Origin of the sequence: Ruegeria sp. SCSIO 43209 (assembly GCF_019904295.1) — a bacterium.
GTDB lineage: Bacteria > Pseudomonadota > Alphaproteobacteria > Rhodobacterales > Rhodobacteraceae > Ruegeria.
Genome location: NZ_CP065359.1, coordinates 1 through 19818 on the forward strand (window position 1 = coordinate 1; position 19818 = coordinate 19818).

Here is a 19818-nt window from a genome sequence, read left to right on the forward strand (position 1 = left end):
GCCTTAAGGCCAATAATGAATGGGATGCGTGAGGCGCCGAATGACACAAGAGAAATGGGGACAACTGCGTAGCAAATTGATGAAGGCGGTTGGGAAGAACAATTTTACCACCTGGATTGAACCCTTGGAGTTTCAGGAGTTGCAGGATGGTGTAGCGGTGTTCTCGGTGCCGACCAACTTCATGGGCAACTATGTCAGTCAGAATTTTGCGGACCTTATTCTCTATGAGTTGAACACATCGGGCGAAAAGGTTCAGCGCTTGGCATTTCGCACAGCGGCCAATTCGTCAGCCCGTCCCACATTGGTGGAAGAGCCCAAGCCGTCTCCCGCGCCAGAAACCCGGCCCGCTGTTACAGATACAGCCAACGATGCGCTTGAAGCACTACAGGCTGCGCCACTGGATCCACGGTTTACCTTTGATAGCTTTGTTGTTGGCAAACCCAACGAACTTGCACATGCCGCAGCTCGCCGCGTATCCGAGGGCGGCCCGGTAACTTTCAATCCGCTTGTTCTTTACGGTGGTGTTGGACTGGGTAAAACCCACCTGATGCACGCGATTGCGTGGGAGTTGAAAACCAAGCACCCCGAGTTGAATGTGCTTTATCTGTCAGCGGAACAGTTCATGTATCGCTTTGTGCAGGCTTTGCGTGAGCGCCGCATGATGGATTTCAAGCACTTGTTCCGTTCGGTCGATGTGCTGATGGTCGATGACGTGCAGTTCATCGCTGGCAAGGATTCGACGCAGGAAGAATTTTTCCACACGTTCAACGCGCTGGTGGATCAGAACAAGCAGATCATCATCTCGGCCGACCGCGCGCCGGGCGAGATCAAGGACCTTGAAGACCGCGTAAAGTCACGCCTGCAATGTGGCCTTGTCGTCGATCTTCATCCCACAGACTACGAATTGCGTCTGGGAATCCTGCAGAACAAAGTGCAGCAGTACAGCAGCACTTATCCCGATCTGACCATTGCTGATGGTGTATTGGAGTTCCTTGCACACCGCATCTCGACCAATGTGCGCGTGCTGGAAGGGGCGCTGACCCGCCTTTTTGCCTTTGCCTCGCTGGTCGGGCGCGAGATCGATATGGAGCTGACGCAGGATTGTCTGGCCGATGTACTGCGCGCCTCCGAGCGCAAGATCACCGTCGAAGAGATCCAGCGAAAGGTCTCGGATTATTACAACATCCGCCTCAGCGATATCATCGGCCCTAAACGCCTGCGGTCCTATGCGCGTCCGCGTCAGGTGGCGATGTATCTGTGCAAGCAACTGACCAGTCGGTCGCTACCTGAGATTGGCCGTCGATTTGGCGGGCGTGACCACACCACGGTCATGCATGGCGTGAAGCGCATCGAAGAGCTGAAGTTGACCGATGGCCAGATTGCCGAAGATGTTGAGATGCTGCGCCGGGCCTTGGAAGCCTAAACCGCACTGAATCCTTGAAAAACACCCCGGACTATTGCGTTCGGGGTGTTTTCTTGTGCGCTATTGTCCACGGTTGAGAATGATCTGGTGTGTTTCACGCGCGCTGCTCTTGACCACCGAGGCAATCCGACCCAGAAATCCGTAAAAAATCCTTGTGCCTCAGGGCTGAGACGCTAACGTGCCAGTCCCGCCTATTTCGGCACGCAAGTCAAAGGAACAGAGGGTATGAAGATCAGCATCGAACGCGGCACCCTTCTCAAGGCCGTTTCGCAGGCCCAGTCAGTTGTCGAACGTCGCAACACGATTCCCATACTTGCCAACGTGCTGATCGAGGCCGAAGGCGATCAGGCGCTGTTTCGTGCCACCGATCTGGACATCGAAGTGGTCGACAAGGCCCCCGCGCAAGTCGAGAAAGCGGGCGCTACGACTGTTGCGGCCACAACGCTACATGAGATCGTACGCAAGCTGCCCGATGGGGCGCTGGTGACCCTGACCGCAGATAGTGCAGCTGGGCGGTTGACCGTGGAAGCGGGGCGCTCGAATTTTTCTCTGGCGACGCTGCCGAAAGAAGATTTCCCGGTTATGGCGTCTTCAGAATACCAATCGAACTTTACGGCGTCGGCGGCATTGTTGCGCCGGCTGTTCGATAAATCGAAGTTTGCCATTTCCACGGAAGAGACGAGATATTATTTGAACGGCGTTTACATGCACGTTGCGGATGGTTCCGAGGGCGGCAAGGTATTGCGTTGCGTGGCGACTGATGGTCACCGCTTGGCACGGATCGATGCGGATCTGCCGGATGGTGCAGCGGATATGCCGGGCGTGATCGTGCCCCGCAAAACCGTGGGCGAACTGCGCAAGCTGCTGGATGATGACGAGATGGACATCGCCGTCTCGGTCAGCGAAACCAAGGTGCGGTTTGCAACACCTGACATCACGCTCACCTCGAAAGTGATCGACGGAACGTTCCCGGATTACACACGCGTCATCCCGCAAGGCAACACGCGCAAGTTAGAAGTGGACGCGGCTGAATTCGCGCAGGCCGTGGATCGTGTGGCGACAGTTTCGTCCGAACGGTCGCGGGCCGTCAAACTGCAGTTGGATGCGGATAAGCTGGTTCTGTCAGTGAATGCACCCGACAGTGGTGCGGCTGAGGAAGAGCTGGCAGTTGCTTACGGGGATGAGCGCCTGGAGATCGGGTTCAACGCCAAATACCTGCTCGAAATCGCGTCTCAGGTGGATCGTGAAAATGCGGTGTTTATGTTCAACTCGGCGGGTGATCCGACACTGATGCGCGAAGGCAACGACCAAAGCGCAGTATACGTCGTAATGCCGATGCGCGTCTGATTGCCTCGACTGGGTGATCTCTAACGAAAGAGAGGGGTCATGGGATTGGCCCTGACCGAGCTTACGGTCTCGCATTTTCGGTCTCATAAGCTGGCGCGCCTGTCGTTGGACGGACGGCCAGTGGCGATCCATGGGCCAAACGGGGCCGGTAAGACCAACATCCTGGAAGCGGTTTCTCTGTTCTCACCCGGGCGCGGGATGCGGCGGGCAAGCGCCGCTGAGATGACACGGCGCCCCGAGGCGCTGGGGTGGAAGCTGATTGGGCTATTGAATGCGCAAGGACAGAATTTCGAGATTGAAACCTGGTCCGAAGGTGGTGCGGCGCGGCAGGTGCGGATTGATGAGAAGACCTCAAGCCAGATTGAATTGGGAAAGCTGGCGCGGGTAGTTTGGTTAATCCCATCGATGGACCGTCTCTGGATCGAAGGGGCTGAAGGGCGACGGCGTTTCCTCGACCGGATCGCGTTGAGTTTTGATCCGGCACATGCCGAGGCATCTCTGACCTATGAAAAAGCGATGCGCGAGCGGAACCGGTTGCTGAAAGAACAAGTTCGCGATGCCCATTGGTACGCGGCGCTGGAAGGGCAGATGGCCGAGATGGGGCATCGCATCCACGCCGCGCGGTTGAGTGCGTTGGAGTATCTGCGCTCAGCACAGGATAAAGCTGAGACTGCCTTTCCGTCAGCGGATCTTGAATTGGTTCAAACCGAAGGTGCAATGCCTGAGACGGCGGAAGACTTGCGAGAAGCTTTGGATGAAAGCCGGTTTCGCGATCTGGCCGCCGGGCGGACTTTGGTCGGCCCGCATCGATCAGACCTGTATGGTGTATATTCCGCCAAGGGCGTTCCTGCCAAAGATTGCTCGACCGGTGAGCAGAAAGCACTGCTGGTATCGCTGATCCTATCAAACGCGCGAGCGTTGGCGGAGATGGTTGGAGCACCTCCTATTGTATTGCTGGATGAGGTGGCCGCGCATCTGGATGCGGGTCGGCGCGCTGCGTTGTATGATGAGATTTGTGCGCTGGGCGCACAGGCCTGGATGACGGGCACCGGGCCTGAGCTATTTGCGGAATTGGGGGATCGAGCCCAAACGCTGGTCGTTACCGAAGGCGACGAGGGCTCGGTCGTCAGCGTTTAGGCAGGCTCGCCGACTTTGCGTTCCCAAAGGAAGCCGCGCATCACTTCGTCGACCGGGGTTTTGGCCATGTGGTTGACGTAGTTCGACATGGTTTTTTGTGCCAGACCCAGTACGACATCCAGGACCGCACGGTGGGAATAGCCAGCGTCAAAGAAGGCCTGCAGCTGTTCTTCAGTCGGGTTTCCACGGGTTTCCATCACTTGCAGGGTAAAGGTGCGTAGCGCTTCCAGCTTGGCCGTGGGCAGCGGAGTTTCGTTGCGCAGCGCCTCGGTGATCTCGTCAGAGACTTTCATCATCTTTGCGATGCCGGTATGCGCAGGCACGCAGTAATGGCATTCGTTTTCGACATTGATGGTTTGCCAGACAACGGTTTTTTCGTCGTTGTTGAAATCGGTCTGCAGAAACAGGCCGTGCAGAACCTGATAGCCTTCCAGATGCTGGGGGCTTTCGGCCATTACTTTATGAAGACCGGGCAGGCGGCCGAATGCAGCCTGAGATTTCTCAAGCAGCGGCTTGGACCCTTCCGGGGCGGTTTCTAGGTCGTGAGACGGGAAATTGGCCATGTCAAAACTCCTGTTTCTGGCGCGATGAGTCGTATTTAGGGTTTCTTGAGCGATCACTCAAGTATATATTTGAGCGAACGTTCAAGAATTGGTGAAACGATGCCCCGCAAACCCTCATATGACCGAGACGCGCTTATCGCGCAGGCGCGAGATATTTTCTGGCGTCACGGTTGGGCGGGGACGTCGCTTAAGGATCTCGAGCGAGAGCTGAAGCTGAAACCGGGCAGCTTCTACGCGGCGTTCGGGTCGAAAGATGCGCTCTACGCCCTGGCGTTAGAGCGGTATACTCAGGAAGGGGTTGCCAATATGAAGGCTTTGGCGCAGGAATTGGGCCCGCTTGGTGCTCTTAAGGTGCAACCTCGTCGTGTGATCGAGGCGTCGGAGCTGCCAACAAAAGCCTGCATGTTGGCGAAGACTTATGCGGAATTGCAAGCCAAAGACCATGATTTGGCTGATCAGGCGCAAACCCACATGGCTGACATGAAAGCTTGTTTTGCGGACCTCTTTCGCAGCGCGCAGAAGGCCGGAGAAATCGCGCCAAGTCATGACCCGGATCGCTTGGCGGCGCGCTATCAATCCGACCTTCTGGGGTTGCGATTGTCAGCCGAACGGGACGATGTGAACGCGGCAGAAATTGCCGAGGATATTGCAGCAGACCTTGATCGGCTTTGATCCGCAAATTAAGCGGATCAGAACCACAAAATATGGGGGGAGCACGTGACAATCCCCACCAGAAAACGTATAAGTTACCAAAATAATATAGGTACTAACGGCATGTCCGAAGACGCACAGGCACCCCAAGAATACGGCGCTGATTCCATCAAAGTTCTCAAAGGCTTAGAGGCAGTTCGCAAACGTCCCGGTATGTATATCGGGGATACGGATGATGGTTCGGGTCTGCACCATATGGTGTACGAGGTTGTCGATAACGGAATTGACGAGGCACTGGCCGGTCATGCCGACCATGTGACTGTAAAAATTCACGCGGATTCCAGCGTTTCGGTCAGCGACAATGGACGTGGAATCCCGGTGGATATACACCCCGAGGAAGGCGTTTCAGCGGCTGAAGTCATCATGACCCAACTGCACGCTGGCGGTAAGTTCGACAGCAACTCGTACAAGGTGTCAGGCGGTCTGCATGGAGTGGGCGTCTCGGTGGTGAATGCGCTATCCGATTGGCTGGAACTGCGCATTTGGCGGGCCGGCAAGGAACATGTGGCGCGTTTTGAAGGTGGAGAGACGGCGGAACATCTGAAAGTCGTTGGCGAGTGTGGCGATCGCACGGGAACCGAGGTACGATTTCTGGCCTCGACCAACACGTTTTCGAACCTCGAATACTCGTTTGAGACGCTGGAAAAGCGCTTGCGCGAGCTGGCTTTCCTGAACTCAGGCGTGCGGATTATTCTGATCGACGAACGCCCTGCTGAGCGGCTGGAAACCGAACTGTTCTACGAGGGTGGCGTCAAAGAGTTTGTCAAATATCTCGACCGGTCCAAGACACCGGCGATGCCCGAACCGATTTATATCAAGGGCGAGCGTGACGATATCGGCGTGGAAATCGCGATGTGGTGGAATGACAGTTATCATGAGACCGTGCTGCCCTTCACCAACAACATCCCGCAGCGCGATGGCGGCACCCATGTGGCTGGCTTCCGTGGTGCACTGACCCGGACGATCAACAACTATGCTCAGTCCAGCGGGATCGCGAAGAAGGAAAAGGTCAGCTTTACCGGTGACGATGCACGCGAAGGCCTGACCTGCGTGTTGTCTGTGAAAGTGCCCGACCCGAAATTCTCGTCCCAGACCAAGGACAAGCTGGTCAGCTCTGAGGTGCGCCCGGCGGTCGAAGGTCTGATGAACGAGAAGCTGGCTGAATGGTTCGAAGAGAACCCGAGTGAGGCTAAGGGGATTGTCGGTAAGATCATCGAGGCAGCTTTAGCGCGCGAGGCCGCCCGTAAAGCTCGCGAACTGACCCGCCGCAAGACTGCGATGGATGTGAACTATCTGGCTGGTAAGCTCAAGGATTGCTCTGAAAAAGATCCGTCCAAGACCGAAGTTTTCCTGGTCGAGGGGGACTCGGCTGGTGGTTCTGCCCAGACCGGTCGGGATCGGCTGACACAAGCTGTTCTGCCTTTGCGTGGCAAAATCTTGAACGTGGAACGGGCGCGGTTTGACCGGATGTTGTCGAGCCAAGAGATCGGTAACCTCGTGATGGCGCTTGGCACCGGCATTGGCCGCGACGAATTCAACATCGAAAAACTGCGTTACCACAAAATCGTCATTATGACGGACGCAGATGTTGACGGCGCGCATATCCGCACCCTCTTGTTGACCTTCTTCTACCGGCAAATGCCAGAGTTGATCGAGGGCGGGTATCTCTACATCGCTCAACCACCACTATACAAGGTTTCTCGCGGTAAATCAGAGGTTTACTTGAAGGACCAGGCCGCGCTGGATGATTATTTGATCAATCAGGGCGTCGAAGGTGCAGTACTTAAATTAGGCTCGGGCGAGGAAATCATCGGCCAGGACCTGACCCGCGTAGTGGATGAAGCGCGCCAGCTGAAGCGAGTGCTGGACGCCTTCCCAACGCATTATCCGCGCCATATTCTGGAGCAGGCTGCTGTAGCCGGTGCCTTCGTGCCCGGCGCTGTTGATTCCGATTTGCAGGGCGTGGCCGACAAGGTCGCGGCGCGCCTTGACTTGATTGCACTGGAATACGAACGCGGCTGGCAAGGCCGCATCACACAGGATCACGGCATCCGCCTCGCGCGCATCCTGCGCGGTGTGGAAGAAGTGCGCACACTGGACGGCCCCATGTTGCGCTCGGGTGAGGCCCGTAAAACCGGCAGTTTCACCCAAAGCCTGCAAGAGGTCTACAACACCCCCGCAACGTTGGTGCGTCGCGATCGGGGTCAAGTCATACACGGCCCGCTCGACCTGCTGCGCGCGATTCTGGAGGAGGGCGAAAAGGGCTTGTCGCTGCAACGCTACAAAGGTTTGGGAGAGATGAACCCCGATCAACTCTGGGAAACAACGCTGGACCCGGACGCACGGACCCTGTTGCAAGTACGCGTGGATGATATGGTCGAGGCCGATGATCTGTTCACCAAGCTCATGGGCGATGTGGTAGAGCCGCGTCGTGAATTCATTCAAAAGAATGCTCTTAGTGTGGAGAATTTGGATTTTTGAGCGGTTGTAGGTTTGCGCATAACACTTCGCACACCCCATAAATTTGCGCAGTTCGCCCACAGTTTTGCGCTGCGCGATTGTCGGCATTGGCGACGAATTCAATCAGTTTTGGCCTAGTCGTTGTGGTTTCGACCCTTTGCATTTCTCAATCCCGCAAAGGGCCACTCTAAGGAAACTTGGATTCTCGCGAAGGTCTGCGATGCGCAGAAAGCTGACATTGCAAAGTTGCCGTTCAAAGTTTCGCTTGCCCGACCTGACCGTCCCAGATGGTCGGAGGCTCTTCTTGGAAGTGCGGCACTTTAGATTGTTGGCCTAATTGAGGCAAATTTAGGTACAGAGCATTTTTGGGCTACGTCAGCCAACGTAAACGCCAGGGAATATGGGCAATACGAAATCCAATTATCCAGATGACAATTGACGAACTATTGGTCGACTAATCTCATTGTCCGAGTAAAACCTACCATGCGAGCTTCAGCGCTGCTTTCGTTTGACCGAAATAATGCATCCAGAATGTTTTGGATGCCTTGCAGGCACATCCCTTGCCATAGCGTCCACGTTTCCGAGGTGCCGCAACGCTCCGTTGTTCAGCAATACGCCTCGCCCAGCATCAAACCGGCGCTGTCCAAATCCGCTGGCAACGCATTCCCAGTCTTCCTTGGCCGCCGCGTTGCGGAATCTCGGTAGGTCGTGCGGGTCATGTCGTCCAGGTGTTGCTGCGACGTGATCGTGTTTCTTCGCATTACTTTGGTGGGTTAAATGGTGGGTCACTTGTGTTGTGCTGGGTTGCTGGACACCACCGGTTGTCGGCCTCGGCTTGGGGCGCATGATTGTCACGACGCCTTGAGGTTTCGGATGTCCTGGGACGGCCACGTGAGTTGCCGTCGGTTTCGGTGTCAACTGTGGAACCTGGCTAGGAACCGCCGTGGGAACCTGATTGGGGGTTGCGGTTGGGACAAGCGGGGGTGTCGCCGTAGTACCGCTGGGTTGCGGAACACGGCCGGGCACTGCGACCGGAATCTGGTTTGGTGTTGCAGTCGGGACGAGCGGTGGCACAGCAGTTTGTCCAGTGGGCTGAGGTGGGACCTGACCAGGAACTGCGACTGGTATTTGGTTTGGCGTTGCGGTTGGCACAAGTGGCGGTACCGCTGTTGGGCCGGTAGGTTGAGGCGGAACCTGGCCAGGGATAGCTATCGGAACTTGATTAGGAGTTGCAGTCGGAACTTGCGGCGGCACCGCGGTAGGACCGGTAGCCAATGGTGGAACCTGATTGGGAACGGCTGTCGGAACCCGGTTTGGTGTCGCGTTTGGTGCCAAAGGCGGAGTTAGCGTCGGCGCTACTATCGGTGTGGGAACCTGACCAGGAACCGCTATTGGTGTCGCAATTGGAACCTGACCGGGAATTGCGTTCGGAACCGCGCCCGGAGCAAGGACTGGAACAGTAACGGACGTGGGTGTTTGCTGCGTTCCCTTAAGCGGCAACTGATTTGCCACCGGCTGAGTTGGGCCAGTAACTTGATTACCTGCCCCTTGCCCACCAGCCTGCCCGCATCCTTGGCTCGACTGGTGCGGGTTCCCTACGCCTCGGCACCACCCGTAGTGATTTCCGCGGGCAACGACCTGAGTAGCGGCCAGTTCTGCAATCAAACAAGCTGCAGTAAGTAAAACAATGCGGTTCCGTTTCATAACATCCTCACCAACTTGTTGTCAGAGCAAGATACGCGCCAGGATCGCCAGATTCGGTTAAAGGGCCGTCTCTCAAAGGGACACCGACGTATCCGGACAGAAATAGGTTTCGCTTGAACTCGATGTCCAAACCCAGACCTGTGGATGCCAGCGTAGCATTATCAACTTCAAAACTCGCAGGGTCATTGTTCGAGATGTAACCCACGTCGAAAAAGGCAAAGGGCGTTAGCCGATGAATGCTCTGAGAGCTGGGGAAGTAGGAGTGAGATACTTCGAATATCGCAGAAATCCCGGAATCACCGTCTACTTCGTCAAATCGATATCCGCGCAAAGCATAACGATCACCAAGGAAGTACTCTTCAACAGAGGGCAACCGGTCTGTTGTGTACTGCCCCCAAATCTCGGTGCGCCAAGCTGTGTTGGGCGACAAGCCCGTAAGTGGGCTTTCGTATCCGACGCCGCCTCGTAGATGCCAGAAAGAAGAGTCCCCGTCGTCAAAACTCGCGTCTGTCGTGTCGTTGTCATTGTCACCAAAAGATAAGGTTAGCCCCGCTTCCAGAGCTTGTCCCTTTGGATAGTTTTGCCCGTAAAGATACGTAAGGCCAACGACATTCGCGTCACTGGATAGTGGAACGCCACCACTGACTGAATCCGCTTTTGAAAGGCGATAGTCCAGCAGAAGATACCCATAACGGGCCACATCGCGGATCACGGGGTAACCCATCGCGACTGTGAAGTTCTCGCCGTCAATATCTGTTCTCGCAAAGTCCCCCGAGAGGTCACGTTTTGCGTTTATGTTCCCGTAGAAGATCTCACCGTATAGACCATTGCTGTTCAGCGGCGTGCGATAGGTAAGTGCGCCCCACAATGAGTGTTCATCGTCTTTGTCCCAATTGTAATTGCCTGATCCCTCAAATCGCAGCAAATCTCCGACGGTCAGCGTCGAATAAAACTCTTGTACGACATAAAAACTAAGCGCTTCTCCAAGCTCACGCGGAGGGTTGTCGAGTGTCGCACTACCGGCTTGTTTTCGCAGTGGCTCTCCCAATACTCTCAGCCGAGCACCAGTCTGATCCGGGTAATCAAGTTCGGTCGACAATTCCAAGTCAGGTATGTCCTCGGCCAGCATCACTGCCCGCTCAAATCGTTTCAGCGTTATGGGATAGGAGGTGGTGAGGGGCTGAAAAATCTTCTCTAGTGTTTGAAACGTACGCGTATCTACACCTTCAATTTCGATGGTTTGAATGCGCCCTTCATCAACAATTATGCTCTGCCCATCGGGACCGGGCCAGGCTTCAGCCAAAAAATAACCGTCTTCTCGGTAGATCTGAGTGATCGTTGATGCGACCTCCACCGCTGTGATGCGCCCTGACCGATTGAAGGCCAATTGACCGGCAAAAGTTAACAGCTCATCCGTATCATACACCGTTACGCCGTTGACTGAGTGCTGTGATGCTATGTCCCAGGTTTGTGCAATGCTGTATTTTGGAACCGAAACAATGGCCACAAAAGTGCAAATGATCGCAATTACAACTGAGTTGGTTACGGGCATTTTCTACAACCTTTGCATGATTGAGAATGTTAGAGCCTAATCCTATTACGAGGTTTGAATGTCTGAGCTTGCCGTTATTCAAATTTGATCACGACTGGTGCTTTCGAGATACACAGCAAACAGACTACAATGCGCCTTCGTCGCCCAGGAACTCGATACCAGCGGTCGCGCCATCACTGTAGGCAATGCAATTCCAAGGAGCACGATCCTCGCCAACACCGACAGTGACTTGTGTTCCAGCCTCGCTAAACGCGGATGAGAGCACAACGACTTGCGAATTGTTCGTCGTGTTGGCTACATCTCGCAAACATGCTTGCTGAGCCGGTGTGAGCTCGGCGGACGCACTGGATGTACTCGTGTCGTCACAGGCCGCAAGCATTGCGAAACAAGTTGCGCCTGAAATCATCACCATCTTGTTGGTCATTTTCTTCTCCCTCTGGGTCCGTTGAAATTAGTGAAATTGGATGCGTTTATTTGAAGCTCTCGCGTCTGCGCAGCCAATAGAACTTACCTCGATCCTTTGACTATCTTTCCCAAAACTTGCCGCGTGGGGCTTGCTCGGCGGAACAACATTTCGTTGACCATCGGGGCCGCCGACAATGTGCGAAGGCCGAATGACGACACTGGCGAAAGCTAGAACAAACTCTGGAAAGAGGGGGAGTACGTTAAGCTTCAGCATCGCGTCCTCCCAATGCTTGATCTTTGTTTGAGGGCCTCCGACCGCCAGCACTCACTCCAGCAGTCGGAAGGGCCCGACAAATCGGGCGACAGCGACATCAACGGAGGTAAAATGAAAGTTATGTCGAATTCGCATGTTTGAATCTATTTTTTCATAAATCAACATTTTTTCCGCGCGTAAATTTCTCTACGCTCTCGTACGATAGGCCTCTGCATTCAAACAAAAAGGTAAGTGAGAGCATCCATACAGGCGAGTTTGTTCTTCTAGGTGGCGAAACGTTTTGAGGCCGCACAGAGATTAAGAAAGGAATGAAAATGGGATTTATTGAGGCCGTTAAAACGTGTTTTTCAAAATACTTCCAGTTCTCCGGCCGGGCTATACGTTCAGAATACTGGTGGTTCTTCTTGTTTGTGGTTCTAGTGAGTGCTGCTTTGGCTGTGCTGGATACGATCCTATTCGGGACTAACCCCGAGACAGGGCAAGGATCTCGGGTTCTGTCCTCTGTTTTTCAACTGGCTGTTCTCATACCTATGCTGGCCGCCGGTTGGCGAAGGCTGCATGATACAGGACGACCTGGCTGGTATTTGCTGCTGCCGATGGCGCTCAGCATTACAACGCTTTTTGTTATGCTGGGTGGCGTGGCGTTCTTTTCGGTATTGGAGCAAGGGACCGAGAACCCTGACGCATTACGAGGACCCGCGGCAGTCCTGGGCGTGACCGGTATTGTTGTTGTCTCAATTCTTCAATTGGTTCTGTCCATTCTGATGATCTGGTGGTTGACGCGCCCTTCGGAAGAAGGCGCAAACGAATACGGCGAACCTGTTTCCTGACCTGGTTGCCGGGGCAATTGGCCGGAATCTCAGGCTGAATGACAGTGCGAACCGTAACACCATGGAGAGAGAAAATGAGTTTCAAAACGATTTCCACTGGGACGCTAATGATGGTTATGGCGACCACTGCATCAGCGGAGTGGTCGTTCAACTCTGGGCCTATTCCCAATGCATTTATTCAAACCGGAAACATGACGCTGGAACTTCAGTGTAACCGTATTCGCTTTGCTCCGGCTGGATATGAGGACAGCCAGGACATTACGGACAAGCAGGGGCTTTCCATTCGTTTCTTGAAGAACGGAGCCACCGAAGTTGGAGCATTTCAGGTTGGCGCAGAAAACGCTGCCGTACAGATCGTTGATAACTATCCCGTCGAAGTTAGTTTCAATAGTCAAGAGGACTATGGTTTTGTACTGGGCCAGCTTGCGGCCAATGCATCTGTTAACCTGTCGATGATTGATCAAGATGTCAGCTACGGAATCTTTGACATGAAAGGTTCCAGCGCGGCAATTCGGTCCCTTCGTTCCGCCTGCGATTCAGATCCTAGCCAGCGGTCCTCCTACGAACCCCCCGAAGGCATCGTATATTGTGGTGGCGGAGCGATAGAGCGCGTGATCGAACCCGTAATTTTGGACAACTCGGGGGAAGAGTGGGACGCGCGAGTAACAGTCAACGGCGAGTCGATCAGAGCCATGACTGCTTACAGTTACTTCGGAAATTCTGAGCCGCCAGCCGGATTTGTCGTGGCCCTGCTTGGGGAGGACAGGTCCGAGTTTCTGATTTTTAACGAAGGCTCGGCAAACTGGCTGGAATATGGGGACTACCGATATGATCAGTGCAATTGATACCTTGTGCCAACCAGCTTTCCAAATAGCGCGTCAGATGAAGTGTTTGGTCGCCGGGATTGTGCTTGCTTCGGGCCTTGTTTGGACCTCACCAGATGTCGCGGCTGATGTATCGCGCCTTCCGCCCGGTTTGCAGGCGAAGGTTGATCTGGCGGCACGAGCCTGTGCGGAATTCAACGACGCTCAATTTGACTTAGATTGGGGTGCGGTTGAAAAGGTCGATCTCGACGGAGACCTACAACGCGATTGGGTTCTGAATGAGTCCGGTCTTGCGTGTTCAAGCGCCGCCTCTCTTTTTTGCGAAACGGGGGGTGCATGTCGCACTTCCTGGTAGAAGAGGAGGCTCATTCCTTGCTCAATCAAGGCTGGACTGTTGCTGATTTGGGCGTCAACGCATTGTCCTCGCAAACGTCCATGGATCCAATTGCGACGGAATAAATCCCACGTCATGCGTCAGCGCCAGTGCTTGGGATGGCCAAGCAAACACTTGGCGCTCGTCTGCTTGTTATTGGGAGTAAGTTGCATCTGGGCATCGCAGATAAACCTGAGAGCCTGTTTGTTCAACGAGTTCTATGTAGCATGCAAACTTATGGGCAAATCGTGCAGACTTATGCGCAAATACCGCGCAGAGTTGAAGTGGTCCCAGGAAACCGGACAGTCAGCTAAGGTGTTTCCCGAACCTTTGAAGGGATACGAACATGGCAAAGCGCCGGAACTTTACAGATCAGTTTAAGGCCAAGGTGGCGTTGGAAGCGCTGCGTGGCGACAAGACCGTGCAGGAGATCGCGGCGAAGCATCAGTTGCACCCAAATCAGGTCAGCACATGGAAGCGGCAGGCCATCGAGGGCATGGCCGATGTGTTCTCGGGTGGCAAGCAGAGCGGCCCGACCGAGGCGGAAGTAAAGGAACTTCACGCCAAGATCGGGAGGCTGGCGGTCGAGAACGATTTTTTGTCGGAAGGGCTGAAGCGATGAGCCCTGGAAAGAAACGCGCGATGATCAACCGGGATCACCCCAAGCTGAGCATCAGCCAGCAGTGCAAGCTGGTGAGCCTGAGCCGGTCGGCGTTCTACTACACGCCCGCCGGGATCGACGCCGACACGCTGTCGATGATGAAAGAGATCGACCGGGTGTTCACCAAATACCCATTCTTCGGGTCGCGCCAGATCGCGGCCTATCTGCGCCGGGAAGGCATTGTTGTTGGCCGCCATCGCGTCAGGCGATTGATGGCGAAGATGGGTCTTGAAGCGGTCTACAAGCGCCCACGAACCAGCCAGCCGCATCCTCAGCACCCGGTCTTCCCGTATCTGCTGAGGAAGATGGTGATTGACCGACCGAACCAGGTCTGGTGCGCCGATATCACCTTTGTGCCAGTCAGAAATGGCTTCCTCTATCTGGTGGCAATCATGGACTGGGCGACGCGCAAGGTGCTGAGCTGGCGGTTGTCGAACACGATGCACGCCGACTTCTGCGTCGAAGCACTGAGCGAGGCCATCGCCAGGTACGGCCCGCCTGAGATCATGAACACAGATCAGGGATCGCAGTTCACCGGATCGGCCTGGATCACGACGCTGACCGAGGCGGGCGTGCGCATCTCGATGGACGGGCGCGGGCGTTACCTCGACAACATCTTCATCGAACGCCTCTGGCGATCCCTGAAGCAGGAGGCCATCTATCTCGAAGAAATCAATGAAGGCTTCCGGGCCCGTCGTGTCATCAAGGGCTGGATGGCATTCTATAACACCAGCCGACCCCATTCCGCGCTTGATCGGCAGACGCCGGACGACGCATATTGGGCAGGCTTGGAAGAGCGACACGCAGCATGAAACCTAAACCCGATACACCTTAGAAACGCTGCAAACCTGTCCGAAAAGATGGGACCACTTCAAGTTATGGGCGAACTTCCAAGATTTTTTTAATGAAATCAATGTCGGCATTGCAGCGTTATGAGCGCCCCTACAGCGGTTTGTAGGGGCGCGAATAGCATTGCATTTCGTCTAAAGAATTGCGTATTTGGCATCCAAAGATAATTCTGCACAGTGCAAATTTTAGTTGGATTCATGCCATGATCGTGGCTCACGTGAAGCTTGAAGTCTGCCGCTTCCAGCTCAATGCGGCCTTTCGCGGTGCGACCCGCAACAGTATTCCGCAGTAGAGAAGATCAGGATCGTGCTGGACGGCCTAAAAGGCGAGGACAGCAATGCAGAGCTGAGCCGTCGTGAGGGCATCGCGCAGAGCGTTCCCTACTTGGCAAGTATAATTGACTGGATATGAATGATAACGATACGGAAAATCCATTTGTGTGTATTTTAGAAAGTGTGAAAGTTCATTTCGCATTGTGATGCTTAGTTAGGCTTATGAATTTGTCATCTACCTCTCTTTGGGTTGGCAGAATCCAGGTTTCAGCAGATACCGCGCCCGAAAAAGCGAGCCGCGTAAGCAAGCCCAATGTCTATTGGCCTTATCTGCCGCGCAGAGTTGGTCCTTCGTATTTGCTGGTAGTCAGGTAACGTTAGTTTGGGAGTAAGATATGGAATTACCAACACTAACGTACGAAATGATAGCCGTGCTGAGTCTATTGTCTTTTACGGTCTTACTTTTTGTTACCGAAATCATACGGATCGATGTTGCAGCAATTCTTGTTATGGTTTTGCTTGGCGCACTGAGCTATCTACCGGGGCTGGGTAATCTAGCCGATGTATCTAAGCTCTTTGAAGGTTTCTCCTCCAACGCTGTGATGTCCATCATCGCAGTTATGGTAATTGGGGCGGGGCTTGATAAGACTGGACTTATGTCAAAGGTTGCGGCCTTGATCCTCAAGAATGGTGGCACGACAGAGGCCCGGATAATCCCCATAATATCAACAACGGTTGGTGTCATCAGTTCCTTCATGCAGAACGTCGGAGCTGCTGCGCTTTTTCTGCCTGTTGTCAGCCGCATCTCAGCACGTACGGAAATCCCGATGAGCAGGTTGCTGATGCCCATGGGGTTTTGCGCGATACTGGGTGGTACCATCACATTAGTCGGGTCGTCCCCCCTCATCCTGTTGAATGACCTGATTGTTTCGGCAAACTCATCCCTTCCTGCTGACCAGCAAATGGAGACATTTGGGCTGTTTTCAGTCACGCCTATCGGTGTGATGTTGGTGCTGACTGGGGTGCTTTACTTTGTGCTCTTTGGTCGTTGGGTTCTCCCTGCGCAGCGGGATCGTGGAGAAGACGCAAGCTCAGCGCGGTCCATGCAGACCTATGTCGAAAACACCTATGGGCTAAGGGCTGATATGTTCGAGATACGTGTTCCTGAAGGCTCGATCATCATTGGGCAAACGCTCGCAGATCTAATGGTAGCCCATAACATGTACATTCTTGGCACGTCCTATCGTGGCCACAAGGTCATCGCGCCGATGGCTGATACCAAGATCGAAGCCCCGGCGCGGCTCGCAGTGCTTGGCCTGCGTCGGGTGGTTGAGCATCAGTTTGCTGAGCCTTACGGCTTGGAGATCCTGCCCCAACTAGATGTCTTTGCGGATGATTTCGCCGCGACGCAGTCTGGGGTGGCCGAGGTTGTTATTCCGCCCGGTTCTTCAGTGATCGGCCAAACTCCGATTGATCTGCGCCTCCGTCAGACACATGGTTTGTCTCTGCTGGCCATTCAGCGCGGCGAAGAAACACTGAGCCATGTAGAAACCGAAGATCATTCAGCAACGCATATCGGACAAGTCCCTTTGCAGGCCGGTGATACGTGTGTGGTGCACGTGCAGTGGGATCGTCTGACACGACTGAAGTCAGACAGGGATTTCGTCGTTGTCACCTCGGACTTTCCCCAGGAAGAGTTGCGGCCGCACAAGGTCGGCTGGGCGCTTGCCTTCTTCCTAATAGCGTTGAGCCTAATTCTGTTTTCAGATCTGCGCTTGTCGTTGTGCCTATTAATTGGCGCTGTTGGCATGGTGTTGAGCAGGGTGCTCTCGATTGACGAAGCCTACGAGTCGATTAGTTGGAGTACAGTTTTTCTACTCGCTTCACTGATCCCGTTGGGCCAGGCAGTCCAGAACACCGGCACTGCGGATTGGATTGCCGCGCATGTGTTGGCCCTCCTGAAGGGTTGGCCGATCTGGTCGTTGCAAGCAGGAATAGCCGTTTTGGCAACGGCATTCACCCTGGTCATGTCCAACGTAGGTGCGACCGTCCTGCTGGTGCCGTTAGCGGTTTCTATTGCGATATCGGCGGGTGGTAACCCGGCTGTATTTGCCCTCACAGTAGCAATTTCAACGTCCAACTCATTTTTGATCCCAACACACCAGGTGAACGCGTTGATCATGGGCCCAGCAGGCTACCGGGTGGTGGATTTCGTTCGCTCCGGTGGAATCATGTCTCTCCTTTTCTTGGTTGTCTCAATGACCGGGCTTGCGATTTTCTTCTGAGCCGCCTCTCGGCGATCCGTACAGAAGAACTCGCAATATAAGGTTTTTGAGACCAAATTTTTGGGCGCGGATTCAAAACGTCTGCAAAAAGGGCCTCCTCCGCGAGGGACCGAAGTAATGTGTACAACTCAACCAAACCTGATGTCGGTATACGCTGGAACTGGACCGTTCTTGTTTTATCGATCACTGTTATTGGACCAAGACCGTCGGCATTTTTGGAGAGTTCACGATGAAGTTCCTTCGTACACCGGACCATCGGTTTGACGGGCTGCCAGATTTCAACTTTGGCCCGAACTATCTTGATGTGGATGACACCGAGGGAAGTCTTCTCCGACTGCATTATTTGGACGAGGGACCGGCTCATGCATCACCAGTATTGTTGATGCATGGAGAGCCAACCTGGTGCTTCCTTTACCGGCGCATGATTCCGTTATTCAAGGACGCTGGCCATCGAGTTCTGGCTCCTGATTTGATTGGGTTTGGAAGGTCGGATAAACCAACAGAGCGATCCGATTACACCTACCAACGCCATGTAGACTGGATGTCCGAGTGGTTGCGGAAAGTTGACCTGACGGGCATCACGTTGGTTTGCCAGGACTGGGGTGGTCTAATAGGCTTGCGGTTGGTTGCGAGTATGCCCGAGCGGTTCTCGCGCGTAGTTGTGGCAAACACGGCCTTGCCCACCGGTGACGCACCCTTGAGTGAGGCATTTCTTTCATGGCGGGAATACTCGCAGTCCGTGCCTGAATTTAATTCGGGACGCATTGTATTCGGCGGCACATCATCCAAGATTTCCGATGAAGAAGTCGCAGCATACAACGCACCGTTCCCAGATGCGCGCTATCTGGCAGGCGCTCGAGAGTTTCCAGTGTTGGTGCCCGACTCGCCCGACAATCCAGCTTCAGAAGCCAACCGAGCCGCATGGAAAACCTTCAAGACCCTCAACACTCCGTTTCTGACTGTTTTTGGAGATGATGACAGGGTCATGGCGGGAGTAGACAAACTGTTCCAAAAGTCGATCCCTGGGGCAGTTGGTCAAAATCATACAGTTGTGCCAAAAGCCGGGCATTTCATTCAAGAAGATGCCGGCACAGAGCTAGCACATGCGACTTTGAAATTCATTGAGCAGACATAGCAGCCATCAGATTAGTGTCTTCCCCTGCGGCCTCAACTCACACCAAATTTGCGACGCAAATGCTCAGCTATGGCTGTTATGCGACGTGGTTGGGCCCGGCTCGGTGGAAACATCATTTGCAAAGGTTTCGGCGGTGGGAGGAAGTCGCGCAAGACAGAAACAAGTCTGCCAGATCGAACATCGTCGCCGACATCCAGCTCGGACTTCAATACGATCCCATGGCCTGCAATCGCCCAATCGCGGATGAGTGAACCATCATTGACTATTCGATTTCCCTTTACCGATACGCGCTGGGCATTTGGTCCTGATCCAAACTCCCAAACGTTGTCGATCATGTCGCCAAACCTCATGATCAAGCAGTTGTGGTTTAATAGATCTTCTGGTTTTTCAGGCGTTCCAAATGAGGCCAGGTAACTTGGGGACGCACAAACGAAACGTTGGTAGCTTCCCAGATTTCGCAACCTGAGCGAGCTGTCTGTGATGTTGCCGAAGCGAACGGCGAGGTCAAAACCCTGGCCTACGAGGTCGACATAACCGTCCGAGAGGGACAGTTCGATTGAGACGGCAGGGTTCTTTTCGGTGAATTCGGCAATAACCTTGGAGACAATGCTCCGTCCCAAGTCAATGGGCGCGCTTATGCGAATTGGACCAGACAGAGTTTCGGCGCCGTGCCGAACAAGTGTGTCCAAGTCCGCAACCTCACTGAGAACGTTTCTTGCTCCATTAGCGAGTGTCCGGCCTTCTTCGGTCAGGCTAATGGAACGGGTGGTGCGGTTGAACAAAACCACGCCGTAATGTGCCTCCAGAGCCGCGAGCCGTTCGGACACTGTCGTACTCGACAACCCTGTCTCGCGCGCCGCGGCCACCAGACTGCCTTTCTCGGCTATGGTCAGAAACAAGCGAAGATTGTCTAAAAGCATTAAACGGAATTTCCGGATTATATGTTCGATCTTGCCCTGTTTATCCCGAAGGAGCTGCGGCGTAAATCTTGCGCATCGCTCAATAACACAAGG

Annotated in this window: 15 protein-coding genes; 11 read left to right on the plus strand and 4 right to left on the minus strand. The window is 54.2% G+C overall.

The features are described 5' to 3' along the window. Window positions 1-40 precede the first annotated feature (40 nt). The 3 genes from dnaA (at window position 41) to recF (ending at window position 3907) form a co-directional block, all read left to right on the plus strand. Window positions 41-1423: a chromosomal replication initiator protein DnaA gene (dnaA, locus tag I5192_RS00005; RefSeq protein ID WP_223117463.1), complete on the plus strand. Its 1383-nt coding sequence runs from the start codon at window positions 41-43 to the stop codon at window positions 1421-1423. A 225-nt stretch (window positions 1424-1648) separates the two neighbouring features. Beyond that, window positions 1649-2770 (plus strand): DNA polymerase III subunit beta, encoded by a 1122-nt coding sequence (gene dnaN / locus I5192_RS00010; RefSeq protein WP_010442547.1) that lies wholly within the window; start codon window positions 1649-1651, stop codon window positions 2768-2770. Between the two features lie 39 nt (window positions 2771-2809). Further along, window positions 2810-3907: a DNA replication/repair protein RecF gene (gene recF, locus I5192_RS00015; RefSeq protein WP_170515653.1), complete on the plus strand. Its 1098-nt coding sequence runs from the start codon at window positions 2810-2812 to the stop codon at window positions 3905-3907. Here recF and I5192_RS00020 read toward each other — a convergent pair. Continuing rightward, window positions 3904-4470, minus strand: coding sequence for a carboxymuconolactone decarboxylase family protein (locus I5192_RS00020; protein ID WP_170423365.1), 567 nt, complete (start codon window positions 4468-4470; stop codon window positions 3904-3906). The two genes, recF and I5192_RS00020, sit on opposite strands and share 4 nt — an antisense overlap. Before the next feature lie 99 nt (window positions 4471-4569). Here I5192_RS00020 and I5192_RS00025 point away from each other — a divergent pair, with 99 nt between their 5' ends. The 3 genes from I5192_RS00025 to I5192_RS00035 all read left to right on the plus strand — a co-directional run bounded on the left by I5192_RS00025 (window position 4570) and on the right by I5192_RS00035 (window position 9104). Then, window positions 4570-5142, plus strand: a complete 573-nt coding sequence (locus I5192_RS00025; RefSeq protein WP_170395383.1) for a TetR/AcrR family transcriptional regulator — start codon at window positions 4570-4572, stop codon at window positions 5140-5142. 102 nt (window positions 5143-5244) lie between these two features. Further along, window positions 5245-7662 carry a DNA topoisomerase (ATP-hydrolyzing) subunit B gene (gyrB, locus tag I5192_RS00030; protein WP_223117464.1) on the plus strand — a complete coding sequence of 806 codons (2418 nt, stop codon included), beginning with the start codon at window positions 5245-5247 and terminating at the stop codon, window positions 7660-7662. A gap of 1253 nt (window positions 7663-8915) precedes the next feature. Continuing rightward, window positions 8916-9104: a hypothetical protein gene (locus I5192_RS00035; protein ID WP_223117465.1), complete on the plus strand. Its 189-nt coding sequence runs from the start codon at window positions 8916-8918 to the stop codon at window positions 9102-9104. Window positions 9105-9352: 248 nt separating this feature from the next. On the opposite strand, the gene I5192_RS00040 is transcribed toward I5192_RS00035, so the two are convergent. Then, the gene (locus tag I5192_RS00040) at window positions 9353-10852 is read right to left on the minus strand and encodes a ShlB/FhaC/HecB family hemolysin secretion/activation protein (protein ID WP_223117466.1); all 1500 of its coding nucleotides are present in this window, start codon (window positions 10850-10852) and stop codon (window positions 9353-9355) included. A gap of 169 nt (window positions 10853-11021) precedes the next feature. Next, the gene (locus I5192_RS00045) at window positions 11022-11321 is read right to left on the minus strand and encodes a hypothetical protein (protein ID WP_170513675.1); all 300 of its coding nucleotides are present in this window, start codon (window positions 11319-11321) and stop codon (window positions 11022-11024) included. A gap of 563 nt (window positions 11322-11884) precedes the next feature. Here I5192_RS00045 and I5192_RS00050 point away from each other — a divergent pair. The 5 genes from I5192_RS00050 to I5192_RS00070 all read left to right on the plus strand — a co-directional run bounded on the left by I5192_RS00050 (window position 11885) and on the right by I5192_RS00070 (window position 18805). Next, the gene (locus I5192_RS00050; protein WP_255611998.1) at window positions 11885-12406 is read left to right on the plus strand and encodes a DUF805 domain-containing protein; all 522 of its coding nucleotides are present in this window, start codon (window positions 11885-11887) and stop codon (window positions 12404-12406) included. Window positions 12407-12480: 74 nt separating this feature from the next. Continuing rightward, a complete protein-coding gene (locus I5192_RS00055; protein WP_223117467.1) occupies window positions 12481-13251 on the plus strand; it encodes a hypothetical protein in 771 nt (256 codons plus the stop codon). A gap of 698 nt (window positions 13252-13949) precedes the next feature. Next, a protein-coding gene (locus tag I5192_RS00060) for an IS3 family transposase (protein WP_369924169.1) occupies window positions 13950-15076 on the plus strand; the annotation gives its coding sequence in 2 pieces (ribosomal slippage) (window positions 13950-14196 and window positions 14196-15076; 1128 coding nt in all). Between the two features lie 704 nt (window positions 15077-15780). Then, entirely contained in the window at window positions 15781-17670 is a 1890-nt protein-coding gene (locus I5192_RS00065) for an SLC13 family permease (protein ID WP_223117468.1), read from the plus strand. A 229-nt stretch (window positions 17671-17899) separates the two neighbouring features. Then, window positions 17900-18805, plus strand: coding sequence for a haloalkane dehalogenase (locus tag I5192_RS00070; RefSeq protein WP_170626252.1), 906 nt, complete (start codon window positions 17900-17902; stop codon window positions 18803-18805). A gap of 32 nt (window positions 18806-18837) precedes the next feature. Here I5192_RS00070 and I5192_RS00075 read toward each other — a convergent pair whose 3' ends face one another. After that, window positions 18838-19725 (minus strand): LysR family transcriptional regulator, encoded by an 888-nt coding sequence (locus I5192_RS00075; protein ID WP_223117469.1) that lies wholly within the window; start codon window positions 19723-19725, stop codon window positions 18838-18840. Window positions 19726-19818: the final 93 nt, after the last annotated feature.